Origin of the sequence: Bradyrhizobium liaoningense, assembly GCF_018130825.1 — a bacterium.
In the GTDB taxonomy this organism is placed as follows: Bacteria; Pseudomonadota; Alphaproteobacteria; order Rhizobiales; family Xanthobacteraceae; genus Bradyrhizobium; species Bradyrhizobium liaoningense_B.
Map to the genome: position 1 here is coordinate 778,502 of NZ_JAFCJS010000003.1, position 21,240 is coordinate 799,741.

At 65.5% G+C, this 21,240-nt stretch carries 25 protein-coding genes and 1 tRNA gene; 15 read left to right on the top strand and 11 right to left on the bottom strand.

Going from position 1 to position 21,240, the window contains the following annotated elements; all coding sequences use genetic code 11:
- Positions 1-273: 273 nt before the first annotated feature.
- From JQ603_RS17100 to JQ603_RS17110, 3 genes are all read left to right on the top strand, one after another.
- Positions 274-1,245 carry a S1C family serine protease gene (locus JQ603_RS17100; protein ID WP_212341129.1) on the top strand — a complete coding sequence of 324 codons (972 nt, stop codon included), beginning with the start codon at positions 274-276 and terminating at the stop codon, positions 1,243-1,245.
- 21 nt (positions 1,246-1,266) lie between these two features.
- Entirely contained in the window at positions 1,267-2,337 is a 1,071-nt protein-coding gene (locus tag JQ603_RS17105) for a phospholipase (protein ID WP_212341131.1), read from the top strand.
- A gap of 82 nt (positions 2,338-2,419) precedes the next feature.
- Positions 2,420-2,626 carry a hypothetical protein gene (locus tag JQ603_RS17110; protein WP_212341133.1) on the top strand — a complete coding sequence of 69 codons (207 nt, stop codon included), beginning with the start codon at positions 2,420-2,422 and terminating at the stop codon, positions 2,624-2,626.
- 80 nt (positions 2,627-2,706) lie between these two features.
- Here the strand turns inward: JQ603_RS17110 and JQ603_RS17115 are convergent, their stop codons facing one another.
- From JQ603_RS17115 to JQ603_RS17125, 3 genes are all read right to left on the bottom strand, one after another.
- Positions 2,707-3,360: a DsbA family protein gene (locus JQ603_RS17115; RefSeq protein WP_212341135.1), complete on the bottom strand. Its 654-nt coding sequence runs from the start codon at positions 3,358-3,360 to the stop codon at positions 2,707-2,709.
- Between the two features lie 224 nt (positions 3,361-3,584).
- A complete protein-coding gene (locus tag JQ603_RS17120) occupies positions 3,585-4,061 on the bottom strand; it encodes a PaaI family thioesterase (RefSeq protein ID WP_212341136.1) in 477 nt (158 codons plus the stop codon).
- Between the two features lie 3 nt (positions 4,062-4,064).
- A complete protein-coding gene (locus JQ603_RS17125) occupies positions 4,065-4,493 on the bottom strand; it encodes an acyl-CoA thioesterase (protein WP_212341137.1) in 429 nt (142 codons plus the stop codon).
- A 100-nt stretch (positions 4,494-4,593) separates the two neighbouring features.
- Between JQ603_RS17125 and JQ603_RS17130 the strand changes: the two genes are divergently transcribed.
- Positions 4,594-5,142 (top strand): TetR/AcrR family transcriptional regulator, encoded by a 549-nt coding sequence (locus JQ603_RS17130; RefSeq protein ID WP_212341138.1) that lies wholly within the window; start codon positions 4,594-4,596, stop codon positions 5,140-5,142.
- A gap of 56 nt (positions 5,143-5,198) precedes the next feature.
- On the opposite strand, the gene JQ603_RS17135 is transcribed toward JQ603_RS17130, so the two are convergent.
- Positions 5,199-5,690, bottom strand: a complete 492-nt coding sequence (locus JQ603_RS17135; RefSeq protein ID WP_212341139.1) for a hypothetical protein — start codon at positions 5,688-5,690, stop codon at positions 5,199-5,201.
- Positions 5,691-5,903: 213 nt separating this feature from the next.
- On the opposite strand from JQ603_RS17135, the gene JQ603_RS17140 reads away from it, so the two are divergent.
- Both JQ603_RS17140 and JQ603_RS17145 read left to right on the top strand, forming a co-directional pair.
- Positions 5,904-6,179: a PsiF family protein gene (locus JQ603_RS17140; RefSeq protein WP_212341140.1), complete on the top strand. Its 276-nt coding sequence runs from the start codon at positions 5,904-5,906 to the stop codon at positions 6,177-6,179.
- A 102-nt stretch (positions 6,180-6,281) separates the two neighbouring features.
- Entirely contained in the window at positions 6,282-7,367 is a 1,086-nt protein-coding gene (locus JQ603_RS17145; protein WP_212341141.1) for an AbrB family transcriptional regulator, read from the top strand.
- Between the two features lie 151 nt (positions 7,368-7,518).
- On the opposite strand, the gene JQ603_RS17150 is transcribed toward JQ603_RS17145, so the two are convergent.
- Positions 7,519-8,061 carry a disulfide bond formation protein B gene (locus JQ603_RS17150; protein WP_212341142.1) on the bottom strand — a complete coding sequence of 181 codons (543 nt, stop codon included), beginning with the start codon at positions 8,059-8,061 and terminating at the stop codon, positions 7,519-7,521.
- Between the two features lie 153 nt (positions 8,062-8,214).
- Here JQ603_RS17150 and JQ603_RS17155 point away from each other — a divergent pair.
- A tRNA-Leu gene (locus JQ603_RS17155) sits at positions 8,215-8,299 on the top strand.
- Between the two features lie 175 nt (positions 8,300-8,474).
- On the top strand, positions 8,475-8,777 hold the full coding sequence (locus JQ603_RS17160; RefSeq protein WP_212341143.1) for a hypothetical protein: 303 nt from the start codon (positions 8,475-8,477) through the stop codon (positions 8,775-8,777).
- Between the two features lie 22 nt (positions 8,778-8,799).
- Here JQ603_RS17160 and JQ603_RS17165 read toward each other — a convergent pair whose 3' ends face one another.
- A complete protein-coding gene (locus tag JQ603_RS17165; RefSeq protein WP_212341144.1) occupies positions 8,800-9,261 on the bottom strand; it encodes a DUF6314 family protein in 462 nt (153 codons plus the stop codon).
- Between the two features lie 123 nt (positions 9,262-9,384).
- On the opposite strand from JQ603_RS17165, the gene JQ603_RS17170 reads away from it, so the two are divergent.
- The 4 genes from JQ603_RS17170 to JQ603_RS17185 all read left to right on the top strand — a co-directional run bounded on the left by JQ603_RS17170 (position 9,385) and on the right by JQ603_RS17185 (position 15,317).
- Positions 9,385-9,618 carry a hypothetical protein gene (locus JQ603_RS17170; RefSeq protein WP_212341146.1) on the top strand — a complete coding sequence of 78 codons (234 nt, stop codon included), beginning with the start codon at positions 9,385-9,387 and terminating at the stop codon, positions 9,616-9,618.
- 234 nt (positions 9,619-9,852) lie between these two features.
- Positions 9,853-12,594, top strand: coding sequence for a DUF2235 domain-containing protein (locus JQ603_RS17175; RefSeq protein ID WP_212341148.1), 2,742 nt, complete (start codon positions 9,853-9,855; stop codon positions 12,592-12,594).
- A 123-nt stretch (positions 12,595-12,717) separates the two neighbouring features.
- Positions 12,718-13,401, top strand: a complete 684-nt coding sequence (locus JQ603_RS17180) for a response regulator transcription factor (RefSeq protein WP_212341150.1) — start codon at positions 12,718-12,720, stop codon at positions 13,399-13,401.
- The gene (locus JQ603_RS17185) at positions 13,398-15,317 is read left to right on the top strand and encodes a sensor histidine kinase (protein WP_212341152.1); all 1,920 of its coding nucleotides are present in this window, start codon (positions 13,398-13,400) and stop codon (positions 15,315-15,317) included. The genes JQ603_RS17180 and JQ603_RS17185 overlap by 4 nt, the downstream gene beginning before the upstream one ends.
- Before the next feature lie 264 nt (positions 15,318-15,581).
- On the opposite strand, the gene JQ603_RS17190 is transcribed toward JQ603_RS17185, so the two are convergent.
- Complete coding sequence (locus JQ603_RS17190) at positions 15,582-15,872, bottom strand: hypothetical protein (RefSeq protein ID WP_212341154.1); 291 nt, start codon at positions 15,870-15,872, stop codon at positions 15,582-15,584.
- Between the two features lie 235 nt (positions 15,873-16,107).
- Here JQ603_RS17190 and JQ603_RS17195 point away from each other — a divergent pair, with 235 nt between their 5' ends.
- The 3 genes from JQ603_RS17195 to JQ603_RS38040 all read left to right on the top strand — a co-directional run bounded on the left by JQ603_RS17195 (position 16,108) and on the right by JQ603_RS38040 (position 18,159).
- Positions 16,108-16,332, top strand: a complete 225-nt coding sequence (locus JQ603_RS17195; RefSeq protein ID WP_212341155.1) for a cysteine rich repeat-containing protein — start codon at positions 16,108-16,110, stop codon at positions 16,330-16,332.
- A 248-nt stretch (positions 16,333-16,580) separates the two neighbouring features.
- Positions 16,581-17,723, top strand: a complete 1,143-nt coding sequence (locus JQ603_RS17200; protein ID WP_245003645.1) for a GMC family oxidoreductase — start codon at positions 16,581-16,583, stop codon at positions 17,721-17,723.
- On the top strand, positions 17,707-18,159 hold the full coding sequence (locus JQ603_RS38040; RefSeq protein WP_245003646.1) for a GMC oxidoreductase: 453 nt from the start codon (positions 17,707-17,709) through the stop codon (positions 18,157-18,159). The genes JQ603_RS17200 and JQ603_RS38040 overlap by 17 nt, the downstream gene beginning before the upstream one ends.
- A gap of 104 nt (positions 18,160-18,263) precedes the next feature.
- Here JQ603_RS38040 and JQ603_RS17205 read toward each other — a convergent pair whose 3' ends face one another.
- The 4 genes from JQ603_RS17205 to JQ603_RS17220 form a co-directional block, all read right to left on the bottom strand.
- Positions 18,264-18,941 (bottom strand): hypothetical protein, encoded by a 678-nt coding sequence (locus JQ603_RS17205; RefSeq protein ID WP_212341157.1) that lies wholly within the window; start codon positions 18,939-18,941, stop codon positions 18,264-18,266.
- A gap of 89 nt (positions 18,942-19,030) precedes the next feature.
- Complete coding sequence (locus JQ603_RS17210; protein ID WP_212341159.1) at positions 19,031-19,744, bottom strand: hypothetical protein; 714 nt, start codon at positions 19,742-19,744, stop codon at positions 19,031-19,033.
- A gap of 133 nt (positions 19,745-19,877) precedes the next feature.
- Positions 19,878-20,126, bottom strand: coding sequence for a hypothetical protein (locus JQ603_RS17215; RefSeq protein WP_130363391.1), 249 nt, complete (start codon positions 20,124-20,126; stop codon positions 19,878-19,880).
- Positions 20,127-20,274: 148 nt separating this feature from the next.
- Positions 20,275-21,240: an NAD(P)H-dependent flavin oxidoreductase gene (locus JQ603_RS17220; RefSeq protein ID WP_212341161.1), complete on the bottom strand. Its 966-nt coding sequence runs from the start codon at positions 21,238-21,240 to the stop codon at positions 20,275-20,277.

The window sequence follows — 21,240 nt, forward strand, 5'->3', positions numbered from 1 at the left end:
TCCCTTGGTCAAACGAAGCGGCAATGGTTAGCAGCTTCATTGCAGCCCGCCTAGCACCTCGCCGGACAGCAGCCATGCGGCCGGTGCCGGATCGTGCGGTTGCCCGCCCCCTGTGCACGAGGCGTTTCCGAGCGTTTCGAAGATTTCCTGCGGCGTTCGCCGGAATTGTTGAGGAGCGAGGCTTTCAAGACGGCCCTCTCCGGCCTAAATTGTGCGTGCTTCGCGCGTCGTCCCGCGCCAATGGCGGCGCGATGCACTCAGCAGGAGAACTCCATGCCCGCCCTGACCGAATGGAGAGTGCCGCCGGCCAATCAGCCGCGTGCGAGCGATTACGCTTTCGATCTCGACCGCGCGCTCGCGTCCGTCGTCGGCCTGCACGCCATCGTCCCGCCGGACGCATTCAGCGCCGAGACGCTGGGCACCGAACGCGCCGGCAACGGCGTCGTGATCGACGACGGGCTGGTGCTGACCATCGGCTATCTCATCACCGAGGCGGAATCGGTGTGGCTGCACCTCGCAGACGGACGCGTCGTCGAGGGGCATGCTCTCGGTTTCGATTCCGTCACCGGCTTCGGCCTCGTGCAAGCCCTCGGTCATCTCGACGTCGAACCCTTGCCGCTCGGCAATTCGGCGGATACCCGCATCGGCGACCGCGTCGTGGTCGGCGGCGCCGGCGGCCGCACGCGATCGGTTGCAAGCCAGATCGTGGCCAAGCAGGAGTTCGCCGGCTACTGGGAATATCTGCTGGATGAGGCCGTCTTCACCTATCCGGCGCACCCGAACTGGGGCGGCACTGGCTTGCTCAACGAGCGCGGCGAGTTGATCGGCATCGGCTCGCTCCAGCTCGAGCGTGAACGCGACGGCAAGGCCGAGCACGTCAACATGATCGTGCCGATCGACCTGCTGAAGCCGATCCTGGAGGACTTGCGCAAATACGGTCGCGTCAACAAGCCGGCGCGCCCCTGGCTCGGGCTCTACTCGACCGAAATCGACAACCGCGTGGTGGTGATCGGCATCTCCGCCAACGGCCCGGCCGCACTCGCCGAACTCAAGACCGGCGACGTCATCCTCGCCGTCAACGGCGACAAGGTCACGAGCCAGACTGCCTTCTACAGGAAGATGTGGGCTCTCGGCGCCGCCGGCGTCGACGTGCCGCTGACCGTGCACCATGAGGGCGTCACCTTCGACGTCACGGTGACCTCGACCGACCGCTTCAGGCTTTTGAAGGCACCGAAGCTGCATTGACCCCAAGCCAGGGACGCCGCGATGAGCGAGGCCGTGATCGACGACATCGTGGCCGTGCTGCCGCCGCTGCTCAATGCACTTGAAGCGCTCGGCTTCTTCCAGCGGCACCTGCACCCGCCGGCCTTCGCCTCGGTGATGAATGCGATCGGCACACCCGACGAGGCGCTGCAGGCATCCCACACGGCGATCGGAGAATGGCCGGAGCAATTCGCCGGCCTGCGCGAACGGCTCGACCGCGCCTGCAACGAGGCACTCGCCGCCTTTGCCGGCATCCGCGAGGTCGAGCGCGGCAATGGCGATCTCGTCGCCGTGTTTCGCGCACTGCGCCCCGCGCCCCGCGCGCTGGAGGCACTCTACCCGCTGGCGGTGCAGTTTCCGCCGGTGAGCAGCTTCTTTCTCAACGCCGCCAATCGCGAGAATGGCGATCTGCTCTCACGGCTGGAAATGGGGGCGAGCGAGCACACCGGCATCTTCCACGACCACAACGAGCCCGGCAGCCGCGGCGGCTTCTCGGTCTATGTCCCAGAATATTACAGGCTCGACCGCGCCATGCCGCTGGTGATGGCGCTGCATGGCGGCAGCGGCAACGGCCGCGGCTTTCTGTGGAGCTGGCTGCGCGACGCGCGCAGTCTCGGCGCGATCCTGGTGGCGCCAACCGCGACCGGTCCGACCTGGGCGCTGATGGGCGACGACGCCGACACGCCCAATCTCATGCGCATCCTCGAGACCGTCCGCGACCGCTGGAATATCGACGCCTCGCGCATGCTACTGACCGGCATGAGCGACGGTGGCACCTTCTGCTACGTCACCGGTCTCGAGAGTGCTTCGCCTTTCACCCATCTTGCGCCGGTCTCGGCCACCTTCCACCCGCTGATGGCGGAGATGGCGGACGCCGAGCGCATGCGGGGCCTGCCGGTTTTCATCACCCACGGCAAGCTCGACTGGATGTTTCCGGTGCAAACCGCGCGACAGACCCAGGCCGCGCTTTCAGCGGCCGGCGTCAATGTCACTTATCGCGAGATCGACGACCTCAGCCACACCTATCCGCGCGAGATCAATGCGGAGCTGCTGGCATGGCTGAACGGAGAATGAACAACCTCTCCTTAGATGCGCCGCATGGCCGCGGAACCATCGCGCGGTGCCGACGTTATCGGCGCGACACCGGAGGCTTGCTATGAGAACCTTTGTTGGAATGATCTTGGGCGCGCTGCTGCTTGCGGGCGGCGTCTACGTCTACGACTCCATGCAGACCTCGTCGGTCGCCAATGGCGAGGTCGCGACCACCAATCGCACCATCGTGAACTGGGATGTCGCCAAGGCCGATTGGGAAGCGCTGCGCGATCGCGCGCACAAGGACTGGGTCCGGATCTCGTCCAAATAATTTCGTTCGAGCGACATGAACAAGGCGCCGTCGCGGGTTCGCGGCGGCGCCTTTGTGTTGGCTGCGATCAACGATGCGCGTCAGTTCATCTTGGCCTTGCGGGCGTCGGCGATGACCTGCTCGAATTCGGTCATGCTGAGCACGCCGGGCACGCGGTACTTGCCGACGATGAAGGACGGGGTGCCGCGAAAACCAAAAGCCTCTGCCTGCTCGTTGTTGCGCTTGAGGATGGCGTCGATGTCCTTGGCATGGCCGGTGAGATCGCGCTTCAGCCGGTCCATGTCGACGCCGGCGGCCGCGAGCAGCTCGTTGATGCGCGGCTCGGTCAGACGCGAAGAGACGCCCATCATGGCGTCATGGGCCTGGTGGTACTTGTCCTGGAATTTGGCCGCGAGCGCGGTCCGCGCTGCGGTGACCGAGACCGGCCCGAGGATCGGCCAGTCCTTCATCACCAGCCTCACCTTGCCGTCGTCCTGAACGACCTGGCGCAGCTCGGGCTCGAGCTTGCGGCAATAAGGGCAATTGTAGTCGGACCATTCGACGATCGTGATGTTGCCGTCGGCATTGCCGGCGACCGGCGTGTCGGGATCGCGCAGCACCTTGGTTTCGGTCAGCACCTCGTCATCGCCGGCGGCTGCCAGCGCAGAAGTGATGCCGCCCGCCGCAAGCGCGCCCGCCCCGATCAGCGTCAGCGCCGCACGCCTGGTCGGCACCCTATTCCCAAATCCAGTCATATCTCGCCCCGTTTCGGTCCCATCTTCGGCAAATACGGCTGAGGACCGGGAATTGTTACCGAACATATAGAGTGTCGCGGCGGCGATGTCATCGCACCAGCAGTGTAATCGCCAGCGGTACCAGGAATGAGGTCACCAAGACGTTCAGGTAAGCAGCGCAAAGCGGGCGCACGCCGGCAACAGGATCAGGAGCAGTCCGGAGCGGCCAGGCTCGTCAATCGCCGCTATGCGCGCGACGCGCGCGGTTCATGCGAAGCGGCAAGGCGAGGCAGCATCGCCATCAGCGTCCCGGTCATCGTGGCGATCAGCGTGGTCTTGCCGTCATGCTCGGCGAAGGCCTTTGCCTCGCAGAAAGTGAGGGTGCGGCCGGGCTTGACCACTTCGGCCTTGAAGACGAAGCGCTCGCCGCGGGCGGGTGCCAGCAGCGTGGTCTTGAACTCGACCGTGAGGATGTCGGCCCCCTGCGGCATCAGGGTGAAGGCGGCAACGCCGCAGGCGTTGTCGAGCCCAGCCGTGATGATGCCGGCATGGATGAAACCGTTCTGCTGTGTGAGAGCCGGCGCGTGCAGCATCGCCAGCTCGACCTCGCCCGGCGCGAGACGGACGATCACGATGCCGAGCGTGCGCATCGCCGGCTGGGCGTCGAACATGGCGACAGTCGCCGCGCGATAGCCCGGATTTTTCGGCTCGAAGGCGGCCATGGTTCAGGCCTCGGCTGGTTCGGCAAGATGCTTCGAGGCCGCTTCGCGAATCGCATCGGCGAACGACGCGGACTTGCGGAGCTGACGGTCCATATGCACGCCCGTGATCTCGCACGTCGCGGCAATCTCCCCGGTCTCGGCATTCCTCATGTCGTGCCGGAAACGGATCGACTTGTCGCGGAGCTCGAGCAGGTGGCTGTGGATCTCGACGATGTCGCCGGCGAGCAGCTCGCGCTTATAGGCGATGTTCTGCTGGACCGCGGCCATGCCGCGCCCTGAGTTGCGCAGGTAACTCGGCGTCAGGCCGAGGCGGGCGAACAGATTCCAGTTGGCCTCGTCGAATTTGCCGACATACCACATGATGTTCATGTGGCCGACATGGTCGCACTGCCACGGATAGACCGTGCCGCGATAGGTCGCCTCCCGCTCCATCGCCAATCCTCCTGCCCTTTGATTTTTGATACGGTAGCGTATCAGGGCCGTCCTGCGTTAGCAATACGGCACCGTATCAAGAACCGGTGAGGCTTCCTTCATGAGCGACGGCAAGGGCGATGTCTGGGTCGAGGCGGGGTTCGCCGAGCTCGCCCGCTCTGGGGTCGAGGGTGTCAGGGTCGAGGTGCTCGCCAAGAATCTCGGCGTCACCAAGGGTGGCTTCTACCGCCGCTTCGCCGACCGCGCCGCGCTGCTCCAGGTCATGCTGGAACGCTGGCGCGAGGGGCGCGCGGCGTCCATCGCGCAGCAGACGAGCCTCGATGGCGAGGCGCCCCGCGAACGGCTGAAGGCGGTGATCCAGCTCTATTCCGAGCGGCTCAATCCGGAAGGCATGGCGATCGAGCTTGCGATCCGGCAATGGGCCCGCTCGGACGAGAACGCAGCAGCAGCAGTGGCGAGCGTGGATGCAGCGCGGCTCAAGCACGTCGCCGAACTCTATCGCGCGACCGGCTTAGAGGCCGAAGCGGCCGAGGCGCAGGCCTTCCTGTTCTACTGCTTCATCTTCGGCCAGAGCCTGCTGTTCGTCGAGCGCGGCCCGCGCAAGCGTTCGCAGCTCGTGGCGAAGTCGGCCGAGAAGCTCCTGGACTAGGACCAAACGAAAATGGCCGGAGCTGTGCTCCGGCCATCGTACCCCGTTGTCGAAGCTTAGGCGGCACCCTTCAGCTTCTTGGTGCATTCGCTGTAATAGCCGCCGCCCTTCTGGATCCACTTCAGGCCGCCATTGCCATTGGTGGTCTTGTTGGCATTGTACTGGTCGACGCAGGTGTGCAGGCGCGCCTTGCCGGCGGGCTCCTTGGCGTATTTCGGATCGACCGCGTTCGGATAGATCGCCGGTCCGGCCGGCAGCGTCGGCGCGGCAGCAGGAGCCGCCTCTTTCTTCGCCTGCTTCGGCTCGGCGGGAGCGGCAGGCGCAGCCGGAGCAGCCGCGCTCGGCGCAGCGGCGGGCGTCGCATCGGCACCGCACTGGGCCTTGCGGAAGTCGTTCCACTTCATCGTGCCCAGCGAGCCGTCCTTCTTGGCGGCCTGATATTTCGCGCTGCACTCCTGCGAGGTCAGCGCCTGCGCCGGTGCGGCGGCCATCAATGCCACGATACCTGACGCCACAATCGCACACAGCAATTTTGTCTGATTGGTCATCCCTGATCTCCTCCTTGGTCTTCCCTTGCGCTTCCCTTGGGGGAAGTGAAACGAGGATTGCTATCCTAGCGTGCCACCGGCTCGCGACAAGGAAACGATGGCTCTCGCCGCAAAAATATAGTGATCGCGCCGTTCAAATCATTCATGTCGCGTTCAGCATCGCAAGCCGACGTTCCAGCCCTTCGCAATTCTCGCAAGATAGAGTGCAACATCATGACCCTCGCCTCTCGCCTCGCCGCCGCCGCCCTCGTCTCCCTGCTCGCCTCCGGCGCTGCCTTCGCGCAGGCCACAGCGCCGGCTGCCAAGACCGATGCCGCTGCCACCACCGACAAGAAGGCAGCGCCGAAGGAGCGCTCGGCCGAGTCGCTCGAATGCTCCAAGCAGGCGGACGCCAAGGGACTGAAGGGCAAGGAGCGCAAGAAGTTTCGCCGCGAGTGCATGAAGGAAGCGAAGGCCGGCACCGCCGCCCCCGCCGCCGACAAGAAGTAAATCCGGCACAATACGGTTCGCCGGCATCCGTGAGAGGCGTGCGCATTGCGCGCATGACCTGGCCGCAATTGTGCGCCTCTCGCTGATTTGCGATAAGGCGGCGTGAAGCAAATCACCGCCTCCCTGCCGTTCGAATGGCCGAGCCGTGCCAAGATCCTGAGCACGGTGGAAACGCTCGTCATCGGCACAGCCGGTGGTCTGGTGTTTCTCCTCGCCAATCTTCCCGGCGGCCTGATCTCGGGCTCGATGATCGCGGTCGGCGTCGCCGCGATTGCCGGCCGCCAGCTGACGCTGCCGCCGATCCTGACCCAGACCGTGCTCGTGCTGCTCGGCATCTCGCTGGGCTCGGTCGTCTCGCGCCATCTGATCCAGCAGGTCAGCGCCTATCCCCTCACGATCGGCCTGCTCGCGCTCGCCACGTTCTGCTCGACCTTCGGCTCGAGCTATTACCTCCAGCGCATCCATGGCTGGGACCGCACCTCGGCCTTCCTCGCCGGCAGCCCCGGCGCACTGTCGCAGATCACGATCTTGGCAGTCGAGCGGGGCGCCGACCTGCCGGGCATCGCGGTGGTGCAGACCATGCGCGTCATCATCCTCACCGCCGCGCTGCCGATGGTGCTGGCACTCGCGGGCGTGGCCCCTTCGGCCGCGCCGTCGCTGACGACGACGATTGCCTCGCCGCTCGGCCTCGTGGAGCTGGTCGCAGCCTCCCTGGCCGCGGCGCTCTTCCTGCGGCTGGTCAAGTTTCCGGCAAGCTGGATGTTCGGCGCGATGATCGCCTCCAGCGTGCTCCATGGCACGGGCTGGGTCGAGGGCGGCCTGCCGGACTGGGTGCGCGGCGTGGCGCTGGTCGGCATCGGCGCGCTGATCGGCAGCCGTTTCGCGCGGATGCGGATCAAGACGCTCGCCGGCCACATCAACGCGGCGCTGGGCTCGTTCACCGTAGCCATCGCCGTCTCCGCGATCTTCGTCGGCATCGTCGCACTCACCACGCAGGTGAAGTTCTCCGACGTGGTCGTCGCCTTCGCGCCGGGGGCCATGGACGCGATGCTGGCGCTGGCGCTGACGCTGCACATCGACCCGATCTTCGTCGGGGCCCATCATCTGTCGCGTTTCGTGTTCGTCACGATCGCAACGCCGGGCATCGTGCACCTGTTCGGGCGCACGCAAGACGATGTGGATGATTGACGAGATGCAGCTCCTGCGGCGAGCTCCGCTCTCGTAGGGTGGGCAAAGGCGCGCAGCGCCGTGCCCACGTTTTCTGACGGGATCCTCGCCATGAGGAGATGGTGGGCACGCTTCGCTTTGCCCACCCTACGGCAGCTAGGTACTACGGCAGCTACGCGCGCTTCGCCGTCCGCACAAATCCCCACGCGGCGATCGCGGCCATCAGGAGCGAGATCAGCACGTTGTAGCCGGCGAGCGAGAGGCCGAGGAAGCGCCACTGCACCTCGTCGCAGCGGACCACCTTCACCGTGTCGAGCTTTGACAGCAGATCAGCGGCGCTGCCGAGATTGACGACGGGGCCGGAGCAATCGGTCGGGCCCTTCCAGAAACCCCATTCGACGCCGGAGTGGTAGGTGCCGAGGCCGGCATTGGCGAGGGTCGCCAGCGCGAGGATCGCGAGCCCCGCGAGCAACAGCGGCCGCGGTGCGCCGGCGCGTGCCGCGAGCGCCGTCAGCGCACCGAGCGGGATCGCGAGGTAATAGGCGTAGCGCTGCTCCAGACACAGCGGGCAGGGCAGGATTTCCAGCACGAGCTGGAAGAACCAGGCGCCTGCGATCGTGGCGGCCGCGATCAGGGTGACCGCCAGCGAGGCGGCCAGCGCAGGGTTTGCCGCCGCCGGCTTGAACGCAGGTATTGCGGCACTCTGGGTGGTCACGGCGGCCTCGTAGCATGTCTCGCGCTTCTCAAGCCTCTAACTCCAGCCCATGCGGCTGTCGAGAACGGCCGGGATCACTTTGGCGCGGGTTGACCCCGCCTTGTCCATGGCTATAGTCCGCCGGCTTCGCGACGCCTCCTGGGCCGACCGAGGGCCCCTGTGGCGGAACTGGTAGACGCGCTCGACTCAAAATCGAGTTCCGCAAGGAGTGCTGGTTCGATTCCGGCCAGGGGCACCAGCCTTCGCTGCTTCGCAGCTACGGCTGGGCGAGCCAAGCTCTGCAGCATCGCTGTCCCGCCGAAGTCTTGGCGAAGGCGGACTGTCTCGGCAAAGCTGATCTCCCCCTCCACTAGCAATCGTCACATCCCCACTGTATAAACCGGTAGCTTCTTCCGTAATTCGAAGGAGCTCACATGAACGACCTGCACGCGTGGCTTTCCGAACAGCACCACGGCCTGCGCACCTTCCGGACATTCCAGCAGAAGCTCGAGACGCTCGGCCGGGACGATCCCGCCCAGCGCGGCCTGTGCCGTCTGCTGAGCAGCCTCGTCGGCAGCTATGTCGAGGCCTATGACGAGACCCCGCTGCCGGTCGAGGTCGCCGACAGCGCCTATCACCGCCTGCTGACGCTGGTCGCGAGCATCGATCTGAATGCCGATGCCGACCGCAGGCTCGCCGACATCAACCGCGTGGCCGAGAGCCAGCTCTGGCAGTGAGGCGAGGCTGCCGCGCGCTTGATCACGACAGGCGGGTGTAGGTCGTGTTTATCGTGTAGTCCTTGCTTGGACCCGATGCCACATGACGAACGACGAACGTTCCATCCGGCAGGAACATGTAGGCCGACCGATACTCGTCGCGCCTGCAGAGATGGCGCGCATGTCCGCTCAACTCTCCCCCGGGGGACGCGGACAGTGAAATTTCGTGAAACAGCCGCGGTGGATCTTCCCGAAAGAAGACCTTGAATCCTCCGTCGCTGTTGCTGAAGACGTATTCGCGTTCGGCCTGCACCGCGGTGCCGTTCGCGAGCTTCAGTTGTCCCCGCTCGCGATAGGCCAACCGCTCCCCGTCGAGTGGCGTGAAGGTCGCGATACCCTGCATCGTGGCCTGGCCTTCGATGACCCGATTGAAGGACCACGAGCCGACCAGCTTTTTCGTGACTTTAGAGGCCTCACCCCAGCGACCGATCGTGGCTTCGTTCATATCTTCAGGCCCGCGCGTTAACCAACCGGTCTAGACTTGCAAGAGCCTCAGCCGGGAGTTCGACTTCAGCGAACCGATACCTATATCCTATCGCAACGGATGGTGATGCAGCGAGCAGCTTTGATGGCCAGAAGACGCACGACGGAAGCGGAGGCCGACGACCTCCCCCGCTATTTCGTCTGGGTCCGGGGCCTCGAAGGCCCCGAGCCGCAGAAATGGATGACGATGGATTTCGGCATCGGCGACTGGAAGCGGCCGCAGGTGCTGGCGTATCTGGAGTTGCCGGAAGGCGAACGGCACCTGCCGCTGTCGACCCTGGCGCGGCGTTATCCGCCGCCGCGGGTGGACGTTCTGTAGAGCAGGTTGGGCCCGGCGGTGCCCACCGCTTCCCTGTTCGCTGAAACTGAAGAGCTGGCCGCGACGACATTCCGTGAGCCCGACCGCGGCGCGTCGAAACCTCCCCGCTTGCTACCTCAGCGGGATTGTGTGCAGAATACATCTGATTTCATGACGCAACCATTGATTGAATCAAGGGAATGCAACCCGGCCCGGGCCTGAGGTGCTTTCCCACGAAATCGCCGGAGAAGCCCCATGTCACATGGCGCGCCGAACATTGATACTGCCCGACCGGAACACCCACATCGCGACATCAATGCCGGCGGGACGGCCGACGCTGCCCCGGCAAAGCGCAAGCTGGTGCTGTTCGCCGACGGTACGGGCAACGCGTTCACGACCCAGGAATCCAGTGTCTGGCGTCTCTACGAGGCGCTCGATCACACCCAGCCGGACCAGATCTCCCACTACATCAAGGGCGTAGGCACCGCCGGCTGGGCGCCGCTCGCAGCCCTCGACGGCGCCACCGGCTTCGGCGTGCCCTCCAACGTCCGCAAGCTCTATCGCTTCCTGTGCTGGAATTGGCGCGAGGGCGACGAGATCTACATATTCGGCTTCAGCCGCGGCGCCTTCACCGCGCGCACGCTGGCGTCACTGATTGCAAGCCAAGGCCTGGTGCCGGCGGAGATCAAAGGCGAGCCGGTCTCGCATGCCGAGATGGAGCGCAACGCCATGTCCGCATGGCGGGAATACCGCAAGGAATCGGTGGGCTATTGGAGCCTGCCGACGATCTGGATCACGCGCTGGATTCGCGACTTGCTGCTCATCATCTACCATTTCGTCTGTCGGCACCGCTCCTATCGCACGGTCCGCAACGCCATGGCCGGTCGCAAGAACGTCACGATCGAATTTCTTGGCCTGTTCGACACGGTCGAGGCTTTCGGCGTCCCGATCGAGGAGCTGCGCGTCGCGATCGACTGGGCAATCTGGCCGATTTCGTTCCGCAATCACCGGCCCTCCCATAAGGCGAAGCACATCTGTCACGCGCTCGCGCTCGACGACGAGCGCACCACCTTTCATCCGCTGCGGATCGACCAGAGCCGTCTCGCGACTGACCAGACCGTCAAGGAGGTGTGGTTCGCGGGCGTCCATTCCGACATTGGCGGCGGTTATCCAGAATCCACCCTCTCCTTCGTTCCGCTGGTCTGGATGACCGAGCAGCTCGGTGGCCAATTGCGCTTCCAGGAGGGCACGATCGAGCGTTTCCGCGAGTATCAATCGGCGATCGGGCCAAAGCACGATTCACGCAGCGGCGCCGCCGTGCTTTACCGCTATGGTCCGCGGCCGATCCTCGAAGGCGATGTGAACGGCGGCACACCGGTGGTTCACTTCGCCGTGGTCGAACGAATGCTGTTCGGATGCGACGATTATGCGCCGATCATGCTACCCGCAAACGCGCGGGTGCTGATGCCCGACGGAAGCATCAGGGAGCTCACCAATGGCGGCTCGCATCAGGCCATGCATGACGCCTATGTGAAGAAGGCGAAGGGCCCGATAAGCAAGGAGGAATCCGACGCCTTCACCGGGATGAAAGCACCAGACGCGGACATGGCGAATCTCGCGCGCGGCGCGGTGTGGTGGCGACGCGTGGCCTATTTCGCGCTCCTGATCATGACGGGCGTCATCGCCGTCTGGCCGTGGATCGCCCACATGATCATAGATACATTCAGCAAGAGCCTGCGCGATTCCGTCAGCGACATCGACTGGGGTTTCAGCGCTGTGCTCGGCTCCGTCGCGAACCTGCTCAAGAACGTGTTGCCCTCTTATGCAGGGCCATGGCTCAATATCGCACTCTATTATCCTCTCGCGACCTCACTCGTCGTGCTCGTCACGTGGTGGGTCTGGAAGATCAACGCCTCGCTGCGTGACGGCATCCAGGAGCGCGCGCGGCTCGCCTGGTACCGGCCCGAGCGCAAGGCGAGCGCAAAAAACCTCAGCCGGATGAGTCCGTTGTTCAGGTTCGGCGGCTTGATGCAGCGAAATGCACAATGGATGAGCTTTCCGTTCACCAAGATCATCTTTCCCATCGTCTCCATCGTCGCCATCTACGGCGCGGCCCTGCTGATCGCCTCGAGCAGCTTCTTCACCTGGCGCGTCGCGACCGGGCAGGTTTGCGAGAGCCCGGAAACAAAAGCCGCAGAGGCGAAGAAAAAGGGAGTGAACGTCGCGACGAACATTCCGCCGGCGAGGCCGGTGGGCGACGACGCGCTTCCCGCGACCGAGCTGTTCAACGTCAACCAGTTCTGCTGGGCAAGCAGGCTCGCCGTGGAGAAGGGCCGCAAATACCGGGTCTGGATCGATATCGACCAACGCTGGTTCGACCGCACGATCACGACCGGGGTCAACGGATTCCAGACCTACGAAAACCACCACTACGTCGCCCTCCCGGCCCGGCGACTGCTCGGCGCGGACTGGTTCCGGCCGGTCGTACGCGTCGGCGAGAAGGGCCTGAACGATCAGCCGCTGCAGGCCGTGAACGTGATGTCGGCAGATGAGCTGCCGCGCCGCATTGACCCGACCCTTCCCGCGGAAAAGGCGGAGGATGAGCCGAAGAACAGATATCCCGTCCGCCTCGAAAACGCTGAGGAATCGAGCACGGACGATGCGACGAAGCTGACGAAACTCAAGGCCGATATCGCCAAGATGGGCACATTCGATGCGCTTCCCCCAGACGAGACGGCGCGCAAGGTCTGGGACACGCAGAAACTTGCAGACCGGATGGTGGCCGAATTCACCGCACCTGATTCCGGCGAGCTGTTCTTCTACGTCAACGACGCCGTGCAGATCGTCCCGGGCTTCCTGAGATGGCTGGCTCCGTCAAAATATGCCGACTATTTCGGGCCGGACGAACAATACTACAAGAACAACAGCGGCACGGCGCGGATCACGGTACAGCGCCTGCCCGCGCCGCCGACACCATCGACTGCGGCAAAGCAGTAGGCGCCGTCCACGACGGAGCGGAAGGAAGACATCGCGCCCCCATGATTATGGGTGTCGCGCCCCCCACGCTGCGGCTAAGCTTGGCCTCGCGCCGCGGGGGACACGTGGTGCGGGACCATGAACATGAGCGAACAGGGCGAGACGGGTGCAGCCATCACCATCCTCCTCGTCGAGGACGATGCGCCGACCTGCTGGCGGCTCCAGGACGCGCTGGTCAAGGCCGGCTACGAGGTGCGCAGCGCCGGCACGCTGGCGGAGGCGCGCTCGGCGCTGGCCGAAGCGGCCCCGCGAGTGCTGCTCACCGATCTCAGGCTTCCCGACGGCCATGGGGTCGAACTGATCCGCGAGATCCGGCGGCGCTTTCCCGACACCGAGATCATGGTGATCTCGGCGCTCGGCGACGAGGAGAGCGTGATCTCGGCGATCACGGTCGGCGCCACCGGCTACCTGCTCAAGGACGCCTTCCCCACTGATATCGCCACCACCGTGCGCGATCTGGTCGCCGGCCATTCCCCGATCTCGGCCTCGATCGCCCGTTTCATCGTGCGCCGGACGCAAGGCGCCGCGCAGAGCTCGGCCGAACCGTCGCCGGGTCCCGTGCTCAACACGGCAAAGCTGACCCCGCGCGAGATCGACATCCTCTGGGGCATCGCAAAAGGCTTCAGCTACGCCGAGATCGCGAGCCATCTCGGCCTGTCCAGGCAGACCGTGCCCGGGCACATCAAGAACATCTATCGCAAGCTCGAGGTGCACACGCGGAGCGAAGCGGTGTTCGAGGCGGTGCAGCAGGGCCTGATCAAGCTGTGAGCGAGATCGCGGCGAAGGCACCGACACGCCCGCGGCGCCGGCTGATCGTGTCGCGTCTCGTGCCCTATCTGCTGCTCCAGGCGCTGATCGTGATCGCCACCATCCTCGGGCTGCGGCTGCTCCAGCCCAGCGACCCCGATGATTTCGCGATCAGCGGGTTTTCGCTGCGCGAGGACGGCGCGAGCCGCCCGGTCATCTTGCCGCATTTCACATCGTCGCGCTATTCGCTGGCCGATCCGCCGCTCTATACCGGTGCCTTCACGTTCCGACGTGACGACGCCGCGGCGGGATGGTCGGTGTTCCTGCCACGCTTCAGCAACGCGGTGGAGGTCGCCGTCAACGGCGTCGTCGTGCTCGACTCCCGCCGCGACGCCAACGCCAACCGGCCGGACCGCAACACGCCGCAGATCGCGCTGATCCCGGCTTCCTTGCTGCGCGACGGCAGCAATGAGATCACGGTGCGGCTGTTCGTATGGGGTCCGTTGAAGGGTTTCCTCGACACCGTCTATGTCGGGCCCGACGCGGCCCTGCGCCCGGCCTTTGAAACCCGCACGCTGCTGTTCGTGACGTTGCAGGTGGTGTTCTCCGCGTGGCAGTCGATCCTCGCCGTTATCCTCGCGATCATGTGGCTGATGCGGCGGCACGAGCCGGTTTACGGCGTGCTGGCCGTGGCGATGGTGCTCGGCGTCGTGCAGGCCTTCGTGCCGCCGCCGGTCCCTCCGGCGCTCACGCCACGCCTGGCCGCGGTCCTGCTGGCATCGGCGCCGACCGAGAGCGCGCTGATCGTCATGTTCGGCGTGCTGTTCTTCGGCTGGCGCTGGCCGCGTTACGGCACGTTGCTGTTCGCGCCGGGCCTCATCATCTTCGTGGTCGGGCTGATCGCCGGCCCGCCGCTGCCGCGCATTCTCTTTCTCGTGCTCGGCATCCCCACCGTGGGGATCTCGCTATTCCTCATGGCCTGCGTGACCGCGACCGCGGTGGTGCGGCGGCAGGACGCGGCGAGCTTCACGATCGGCTGCGCGGTGACCATCGTGCTGACCTGCTGGGTCCACGACATGCTGTCGGTGTTCGAGATCGTGACCAACGAGCGCATCTTCGTCTCGCGCCTGTCCTATTCGGCGATGCTGGTCGCGATCGGCGCCGGGCTAACCTGGCGCTTCGCCCGCGCGCTGAACCAGGTCGACAGCTTTGCCGGGCAGCTCGTGACGCGCGTGCGCGAGGCCGAGGAGCGGCTGAAGGCGAGCTTTGCCCGCGAGGAGGAGCGCGCCCGCGCGGCCGCGCTCGCCAACGAGCGCACAAGGCTGATGCGCGACCTCCATGACGGCCTCGGCGGCCAGCTCGTCAGCATCGTCGCGCTCTCCGAGCGCGGCCAGGAGGGCGCGACCATCACGGACGCCGCGCGCGCAGCGCTGAAGGATCTGCGCCTCGTCATCGACTCCATGGACGACATCGGCGGCGATCTCATGCTTGCGCTCGGCTCCTGGCGCGAGCGCGCGACGGCGCAGTTGCGGCCGCACGACATTGCGCTCGACTGGCGCGTGGCGACGCCACAGGGGCTGCCGCTGCATCCGGAACTGCGGCCATGGCACGTGATCCAGATCGTGCGCATCCTCGACGAGGCCGTGACCAATGCCGTCAAACATGCTCACGCCCGCAACATCGCGGTGACCATCGAGACGCTCGACGGCAGCCAGGGACCGTATGGCGTGATCAGCGTGACCGACGACGGTTGTGGATTTGCGCAGACCGGCGGCGAGACCGCCGGCGCGAGCCAGACCGCACGGGGCTTACGCAACATGAGAAGCCGCGCCGCGCGCTGTGGCGCGGTGCTCGATCTCGGCTCGGACGCCTCGGGCACACGGGTGCGGCTGCAATTGCCGCAAATCTTTCCCGACAGCGACGCCGCCGGTGGCTGAAAAGCCCCCTCCCCGAACGTGTGGGACGCGCGGAGAGAGGGAACGGGCCGGAGTTTTTTGCCTGCGGAGGACGGGGGGTTCGTCCGCTGGGCTCCTTTGCCCGAAACTCTTCTCCCTCTCCCCGCTTGCGGGGAGAGGGTTGGGGTGAGGGGGAGTCTCCACAAAGACGGTGACAGTTTGACTCGTGGAGAGTCCCCCTCACCCGAATTCGAGCGACGCTCGAATTCGACCTCTCCCCGCAAGCGGGGCGAGGTGAAGAAAAGCTCAGCGGACGCCGACGCGATTGACCGGACCGCCGCGATTCATCGGCGTGCCGGCACGGACACCAACGCCGGGCGCACCGACGCCGGGTGTCGCGACCGCAGCCGCCGCAACCGGGGCGACCGGTGCAACCACAACCGCCGCCGTCGGCCGCACCACGCAGCCCTTGGGCACGCCGACGGTCTTGCAATAGACCACGGCCTGCGCCGGGCTCGTGCCCAGCGACACCATCGCCGCACCCGCCAGCACCATGACCGTCAGCCCGGCGCTCAGCGCTCCCGCTCTTTTCGACATCTTGCTCTCCTGCTTCCCGTTCGGCGCCCGATGCAATTCACCGGGTCTCGCAGCCGACGTGCAGCCTGAATGGCAAAAGACGGCGCGCCGATACATGCCATGAAGATGGGGGTGCGGCGGCGGAGGCGACGCGCCGATGCCATGAACATGGCATGGACCGCGACCCGCCCTTCGCGAGATGGTCCGGCCCGCTTGATCCCGAACGGGACCACCGACAATCCCAAAGAGGTGCTTTATGAAGATTTCAGCTCTTGCCGCGCTGCTGCTCGCCGCCACCGCCTTGCCCGCCGCAGCGCAATCCGGCCCGACGCCACAGGAGCAGATGGCCTGCCGTAGCGATGCCAGCAAGTTCTGCGCCGAGCACATCGGCAAGCCGCCGCAGATGAACGCCTGCCTGCGCGAGAACAAGTCGAAGCTTTCCGACGGCTGCCGCAAGGTCGTCGAGTCGCACGGAGGCTAGACGCGGCGTTTCTTACCCTCCCCTGGAGGGGAGGGTCGGCTCACATGGAGCGCAGCGCAATGTGAGACGGGGTGGGGTGATCCATCCACTCGGGCACTGTTCGCTGCGGAGAGACCGTCACCCCACCCCGCTCGCGCTGCGCGCGGTCGACCCTCCCCCTCCAGGGGAGGGTGAGCAAACTACGACCTCTCCCAAAGCACAAATCTTGCAAGCACTCCGCGACGTGAATGTCTTCGGAGTGCGCTTCAATGTACGACACCATCATCGTAGGCGCCGGCTCGGCCGGCTGTGTGCTGGCCAACCGGCTGTCGGCCGATCCGCATCGCAAGGTTCTGGTGCTGGAAGCCGGCCGGGCGGCGCCGCTCGCTTCCGACATTCCCTCGGACTGGCCGACGATGTTCAATACATCGGTCGACTGGGGCTATTACACCGAGCCGCAAGCGGGCTGCCGCGGACGGCGCATCTTCTGGCCGCGCGGCAAGATGATCGGCGGCTCCGGCGCGATGAATGCGATGATCTATATCCGTGGCCTGCCGTCCGACTACGACGGCTGGGAAAAGGCGGGCTGCGCAGGCTGGGCCTGGCGCCACGTGCTGCCGAAATTCATCGCCTTCGAGAGCAATGCGCGCTTCGCCGACAATCCCTTCCACGGCACGCGCGGCCCGCTGCACGTCGCCGACGTTCCCCATGTCGACCCGAACGAGCTGAAATGGCTGGAGGCAGCGCTAGGTGCGGGGCTTCCGCACAATCCCGACTTCAACGGCGCCACCCAGGAAGGGGCAGGCTTCTTCCAGTTCGTCATCAAGGACGGCGAACGTTTCGGCACCGGCAAGGCCTATTTGCGCCCGGCGCTGGGGCGCGCCAATCTCACGCTGAAGACAGGCGTGCGGGTCACCCGCATCATCATCGAGCGCTCCCGCGCGATCGGCGTCGAATATCTCGAGAATGGACAGCCCAAGAGCGCCTTCGCCACCAGCGAAGTGGTGCTCGCCTCCGGCGCCATCGGGTCGGCGCAGCAACTGCTGCTCTCGGGCGTCGGCCCGGCCGACGAATTGAAGGCGGCCGGCGTGAACGTGCTGCATGATCTGCCCGGCGTCGGCCGTGATCTCCAGGATCACATCAACATTCCCATCACCTTCTATGCGAAAGAGAAGATCGGCGTCGGCGCCTGGAGAGGAGAGTCTCGCCGCAAGCCTTGCCGAGTGGGAAACCCGCCGCAGCGGCCCGCGCACGTCGCCCTGGGTCGCCGCCGGCGCGCATGTGCGAAGCCGCCCCGACGTCGAGCCCGACCTGCAGCTTTATGGTGCGATCAGCCCGCACCGCGACTATGTCCGCTTCCTGTCGTCGAAATCCGGCATCACCCTGCATGCGACGTTGCAGCGGCCGAATAGCCGCGGCCGGATCACGCTGCGCTCGGCCGATCCGATCGAACATCCCGCGATCGACCCCGGCTATTTCGCATCGGATGCGAGCGGCAGCGACATCGCGACCATGATCGAAGGCGTGCGCATCAACCGCCGCATCGCGGCGCAATCGCCGCTGAAGGAGATGATCGAGGGGGAGATCACGCCGAGCGCGGAAGCGGTCAGCGACGCCGAAATCGCAGACTACATCCGCGGCCATTGCACGACGCTCTATCATGCCGCCTCGACCTGCCGCATGGGCACGGACGATCTGGCCGTCGTCGATCCGAAACGGTTGCAGGTGCGCGGTCTCGACGGCCTGCATGTGGCCGATGCCTCGGTGATCCCGATCATGATCTCAGGCAACATCCAGACGCCGACGATCCTGATTGCCGAATGCGCGGCGGCCGCGATCCTCGGCTAAAGCATGATCCGGAAAAGTGCGAAGCGGTTTTCCGGAAAGATCATGCGCAAACAGCAACCTAAAGCGCGATGACGCTTCATCCAAATCTCATCGCGCTTTAGGCGCTAATCGTCGTCAGGCCCGAACAGCCTGATCTGCGGAACACCGCTGCGCGGCCGGCTTGCATAGTCGTGCGCATCGGAATCTTCGCGGATGTTGCGTGCCACGTCGTCCCAATCGGTGCGGTCGCGCATGCCGCGCGGATCGCGAGAGTCGTAGCGGTGACGTTCGGCCCAGCGCTCGCGACGTTCGGCTCGGCGCCGTTCGGACGCGGCGCGCCTCAGGTCGGAATCCCTGGCCTTGGCATAGGCATTGTCAGGTGAGGAGGATTGGTTCGTCGAAGCCTGCTGCTCGGCAGGCTTCGCAGACGTCGCCGGTGCCGGCTTCGGCGGCTCAACGACGGCCGCTTGCGAAGGCTGCGGCGCTGCTGGTTCAGCGTTCGCCTGAGTGGTCTGCGTGTCGGGCCTTACGGTTTCAGGCTTTGCTTCGGCCCGCACCGGCGCAGCGATGATCGTGCCGAAGGCCTGCGATCCCGTGAGATATTGCACGCGCTCCGACGGCGCATTGGTCTGGGCTGAGGCGCTGGCGGTTTCCGAGCGCTGCGCCATCTTGCTGGTATCCGGCCCTTGCTTGGGCGCGATCGGATTCATGATGTTGCCGGCGACGATGCCGCCGCCGAGGCCTATGGCAATAGCGACAACAATTGTTCCGGCACCGACGAAATAGGCTGTCGAGGCGCGCATTGATCCACTCCCTCTTTGGGGCGGGCAACGCGTGGGGATTGCCAGATGTTCCTGATGGCTACGGTTCCCCAAAGAGGAAACCGCGCGTATCAGATCTGCTGCGCGACCTTCTCGAGCCCGATGAGGCGGGCGAGCTTGCGCACTTCTTCCTTTTGGTCGTCGCGCAACTGGAACAGCAGCGGCATCGCGGCCGACTTCAACTGCTGCACCTCGTCGCAATTCGGATCGATCTGCGCGCTGGGCGGCGCATTCGGATTCGACAGCTTGTTCGCCTGGATCCTGCGCGCGACGTTGCGCAGCGCGGTCTCGACCGAAGGCCAGTAATATTCCTGCGACGACGACAGCTTCAGGCGATCCTTGATGCCCGAAATCTGAACGTCGGAGAGCAGCGAATAGGATTTCTGCGGCTGCGGCTTGGCGACGACTTTCGGCTTGGCCGGAACCTCGACGGCGGGAACGTCCGCCGCAGCAGGCGCCTCATGCGCATTTGCTTTCGGCATCGGGAAATCGGACGGCGTCGCGGCGGCAAAGGCCTGGCGCAGCGGCTCGGTGAGAACAGGCGCCTGCGCGAGCTTGTCGGCGGGCACCTGAACCGGCTCGATCGCGGCCGAGGCCAAAGCGAGCATCGGAACCAGTCGATCGGCCTTGGCGGCGCGGTTGGTCGTGAGCGGCTTCGCGGGCGGGGCTTCGGTGATCATCTCGGCACTGACGCTGGGCACGCTGTCCCGGCCGAGGATGGCGGTGGTGGCGGCGCCAAGGACCAGGAAACAGGTCAGCACAACGATGGTGATGGCTTTGGACAAACGTCCCTCCGCGCCCACAACTTCAAGTCCACGTGATCACTGCCCGAAAACTGGGCGATAATTAAGGCCTAACCGTGCCATCGCGGCGGCAATCGCGCGGACTGCGGCGACATCGCCGAAAAACCCAAGAAAATCAGGCAGCTGCCGCCAGATCATAGGCGTCCTGGATGTCGGCGACGATCTCGGAGGCCTCCCACACGGCGCGCGGCTCGACCGATTGCAGCGTGACCGTCCAGTTGCCGCCACGGCGGGTGCGGGGGACGCTGACGATGTCGAAGCGCACGTTGCGGCACAGCGGGTGACGGGCCAGCGCATGGGCGACGCGGACGCGGATCTCGTCCAGCGATGCCGCCGTCTTGGTGTTGAGATAATCGAAGTCCATCGCCTGTCCCTCTCGGTCCTGATTGGCGGCCTTGAGAGGGATTCTTGGCGGGGCTTGGTTAATCCGCAGTTAAGTGGGCCGGCCCGGAGGTATGCGGGATTAACTGTGACCGATGCGTCTCTGTTCTTGCGGGGAGAGAGAGGATCGCCTACCGCCCGCCTGCCTCGCGATATTCCGCGATGGTCCGCGCGACAAGATCATCGACGGCGAGCACGTCAGTCACGCCCGACGTCGAGTGCCCGCCGCTCCATATGTCGCGCCAGCGCTTGGGCCGGTTCTCGCGCGCAGTGACGTCGATATCCTCAGCGATGTCGATTGCGCCGCGCGCCGGCAGGTCGTGAGGATCGAGACCCGCGGCGACGATCGACGGCTTCAGCATGCTGGTCTGAAGCCCCGTGAACGCGGTGGTGAGCAGGACGTCGTCGGCACTGCTCTCGACCAGCATTCGCTTGTAACGATCATCCGCCATGCTCTCGCGCGTCGCGATGAACTTCGTGCCCATATAGCCGAGATCACAGCCGAGCACCTCGGCGGCACGCAGCGCGCGCCCATCGCTGATGCCACCCGCCAGCACGATGATGCCGTCATAGAATGCGCGCACCGCGCGGACGAAGGCGAACGGGTTGAGCCAGCCGGTCTGTCCGCCCGCGCCCGCGGTGAGCAGCACGAGCCCATCGGCGCCCGCTTCCGCTGCGCGCTCGGCGTGGCGGATCGAGGCAACGTCCGCGAACACCAGCGCGCCGGCGTCGTGCAGCGGCCTCAACACCGGCGACGGCGAGCCGACCGAGGTGATGACGATCTCAGGCTTGTGCCGCAGCAGCACCGCGAGATCCTGCTCCAGCCGAACATTGGAGCGGTGCACGATCAGGTTCGGGCACAGCGGCGCTGCCTTGCGGCCGGTCTGTTGTTCATGCTGCAGCAGCCGCGCTTCGATCTCAGTAAGCCATGCGTCGAGCTGTTCCGTGCTGCGGCAATTCGCAGTCGGGAAGCTGCCGATCACGCCGCTCCGGCAGGCCGCGACCATGAGCTCGACGCCCGACACCAGAAACATCGGCGCCGCGATCAGCGGCAGGGCGAGACGATCGCCGAAACGTTGCAGTCGATCTGACGTCAC

Bases quoted from the DNA above. Each gene is read 5' to 3' on its own strand.
- JQ603_RS17170 (WP_212341146.1), top strand. From the start codon at position 9,385: ATGGCCAGAAGACGCACGACGGAAGCGGAGGCCGACGACCTCCCCCGC.
- JQ603_RS17200 (WP_245003645.1), top strand. From the start codon at position 16,581: ATGTACGACACCATCATCGTAGGCGCCGGCTCGGCCGGCTGTGTGCTG.
- JQ603_RS17125 (WP_212341137.1), bottom strand. From the start codon at position 4,493: ATGGAGCGGGAGGCGACCTATCGCGGCACGGTCTATCCGTGGCAGTGC.
- JQ603_RS17190 (WP_212341154.1), bottom strand. From the start codon at position 15,872: ATGTCGAAAAGAGCGGGAGCGCTGAGCGCCGGGCTGACGGTCATGGTG.
- JQ603_RS17195 (WP_212341155.1), top strand. From the start codon at position 16,108: ATGAAGATTTCAGCTCTTGCCGCGCTGCTGCTCGCCGCCACCGCCTTG.
- JQ603_RS17160 (WP_212341143.1), top strand. From the start codon at position 8,475: ATGAACGACCTGCACGCGTGGCTTTCCGAACAGCACCACGGCCTGCGC.
- JQ603_RS17130 (WP_212341138.1), top strand. From the start codon at position 4,594: ATGAGCGACGGCAAGGGCGATGTCTGGGTCGAGGCGGGGTTCGCCGAG.
- JQ603_RS17205 (WP_212341157.1), bottom strand. From the start codon at position 18,941: ATGCGCGCCTCGACAGCCTATTTCGTCGGTGCCGGAACAATTGTTGTC.
- JQ603_RS17180 (WP_212341150.1), top strand. From the start codon at position 12,718: ATGAGCGAACAGGGCGAGACGGGTGCAGCCATCACCATCCTCCTCGTC.
- JQ603_RS17115 (WP_212341135.1), bottom strand. From the start codon at position 3,360: ATGACTGGATTTGGGAATAGGGTGCCGACCAGGCGTGCGGCGCTGACG.
- JQ603_RS17105 (WP_212341131.1), top strand. From the start codon at position 1,267: ATGAGCGAGGCCGTGATCGACGACATCGTGGCCGTGCTGCCGCCGCTG.
- JQ603_RS17135 (WP_212341139.1), bottom strand. From the start codon at position 5,690: ATGACCAATCAGACAAAATTGCTGTGTGCGATTGTGGCGTCAGGTATC.
- JQ603_RS17215 (WP_130363391.1), bottom strand. From the start codon at position 20,126: ATGGACTTCGATTATCTCAACACCAAGACGGCGGCATCGCTGGACGAG.
- JQ603_RS17165 (WP_212341144.1), bottom strand. From the start codon at position 9,261: ATGAACGAAGCCACGATCGGTCGCTGGGGTGAGGCCTCTAAAGTCACG.
- JQ603_RS17140 (WP_212341140.1), top strand. From the start codon at position 5,904: ATGACCCTCGCCTCTCGCCTCGCCGCCGCCGCCCTCGTCTCCCTGCTC.
- JQ603_RS17100 (WP_212341129.1), top strand. From the start codon at position 274: ATGCCCGCCCTGACCGAATGGAGAGTGCCGCCGGCCAATCAGCCGCGT.
- JQ603_RS17120 (WP_212341136.1), bottom strand. From the start codon at position 4,061: ATGGCCGCCTTCGAGCCGAAAAATCCGGGCTATCGCGCGGCGACTGTC.
- JQ603_RS17175 (WP_212341148.1), top strand. From the start codon at position 9,853: ATGTCACATGGCGCGCCGAACATTGATACTGCCCGACCGGAACACCCA.
- JQ603_RS17110 (WP_212341133.1), top strand. From the start codon at position 2,420: ATGAGAACCTTTGTTGGAATGATCTTGGGCGCGCTGCTGCTTGCGGGC.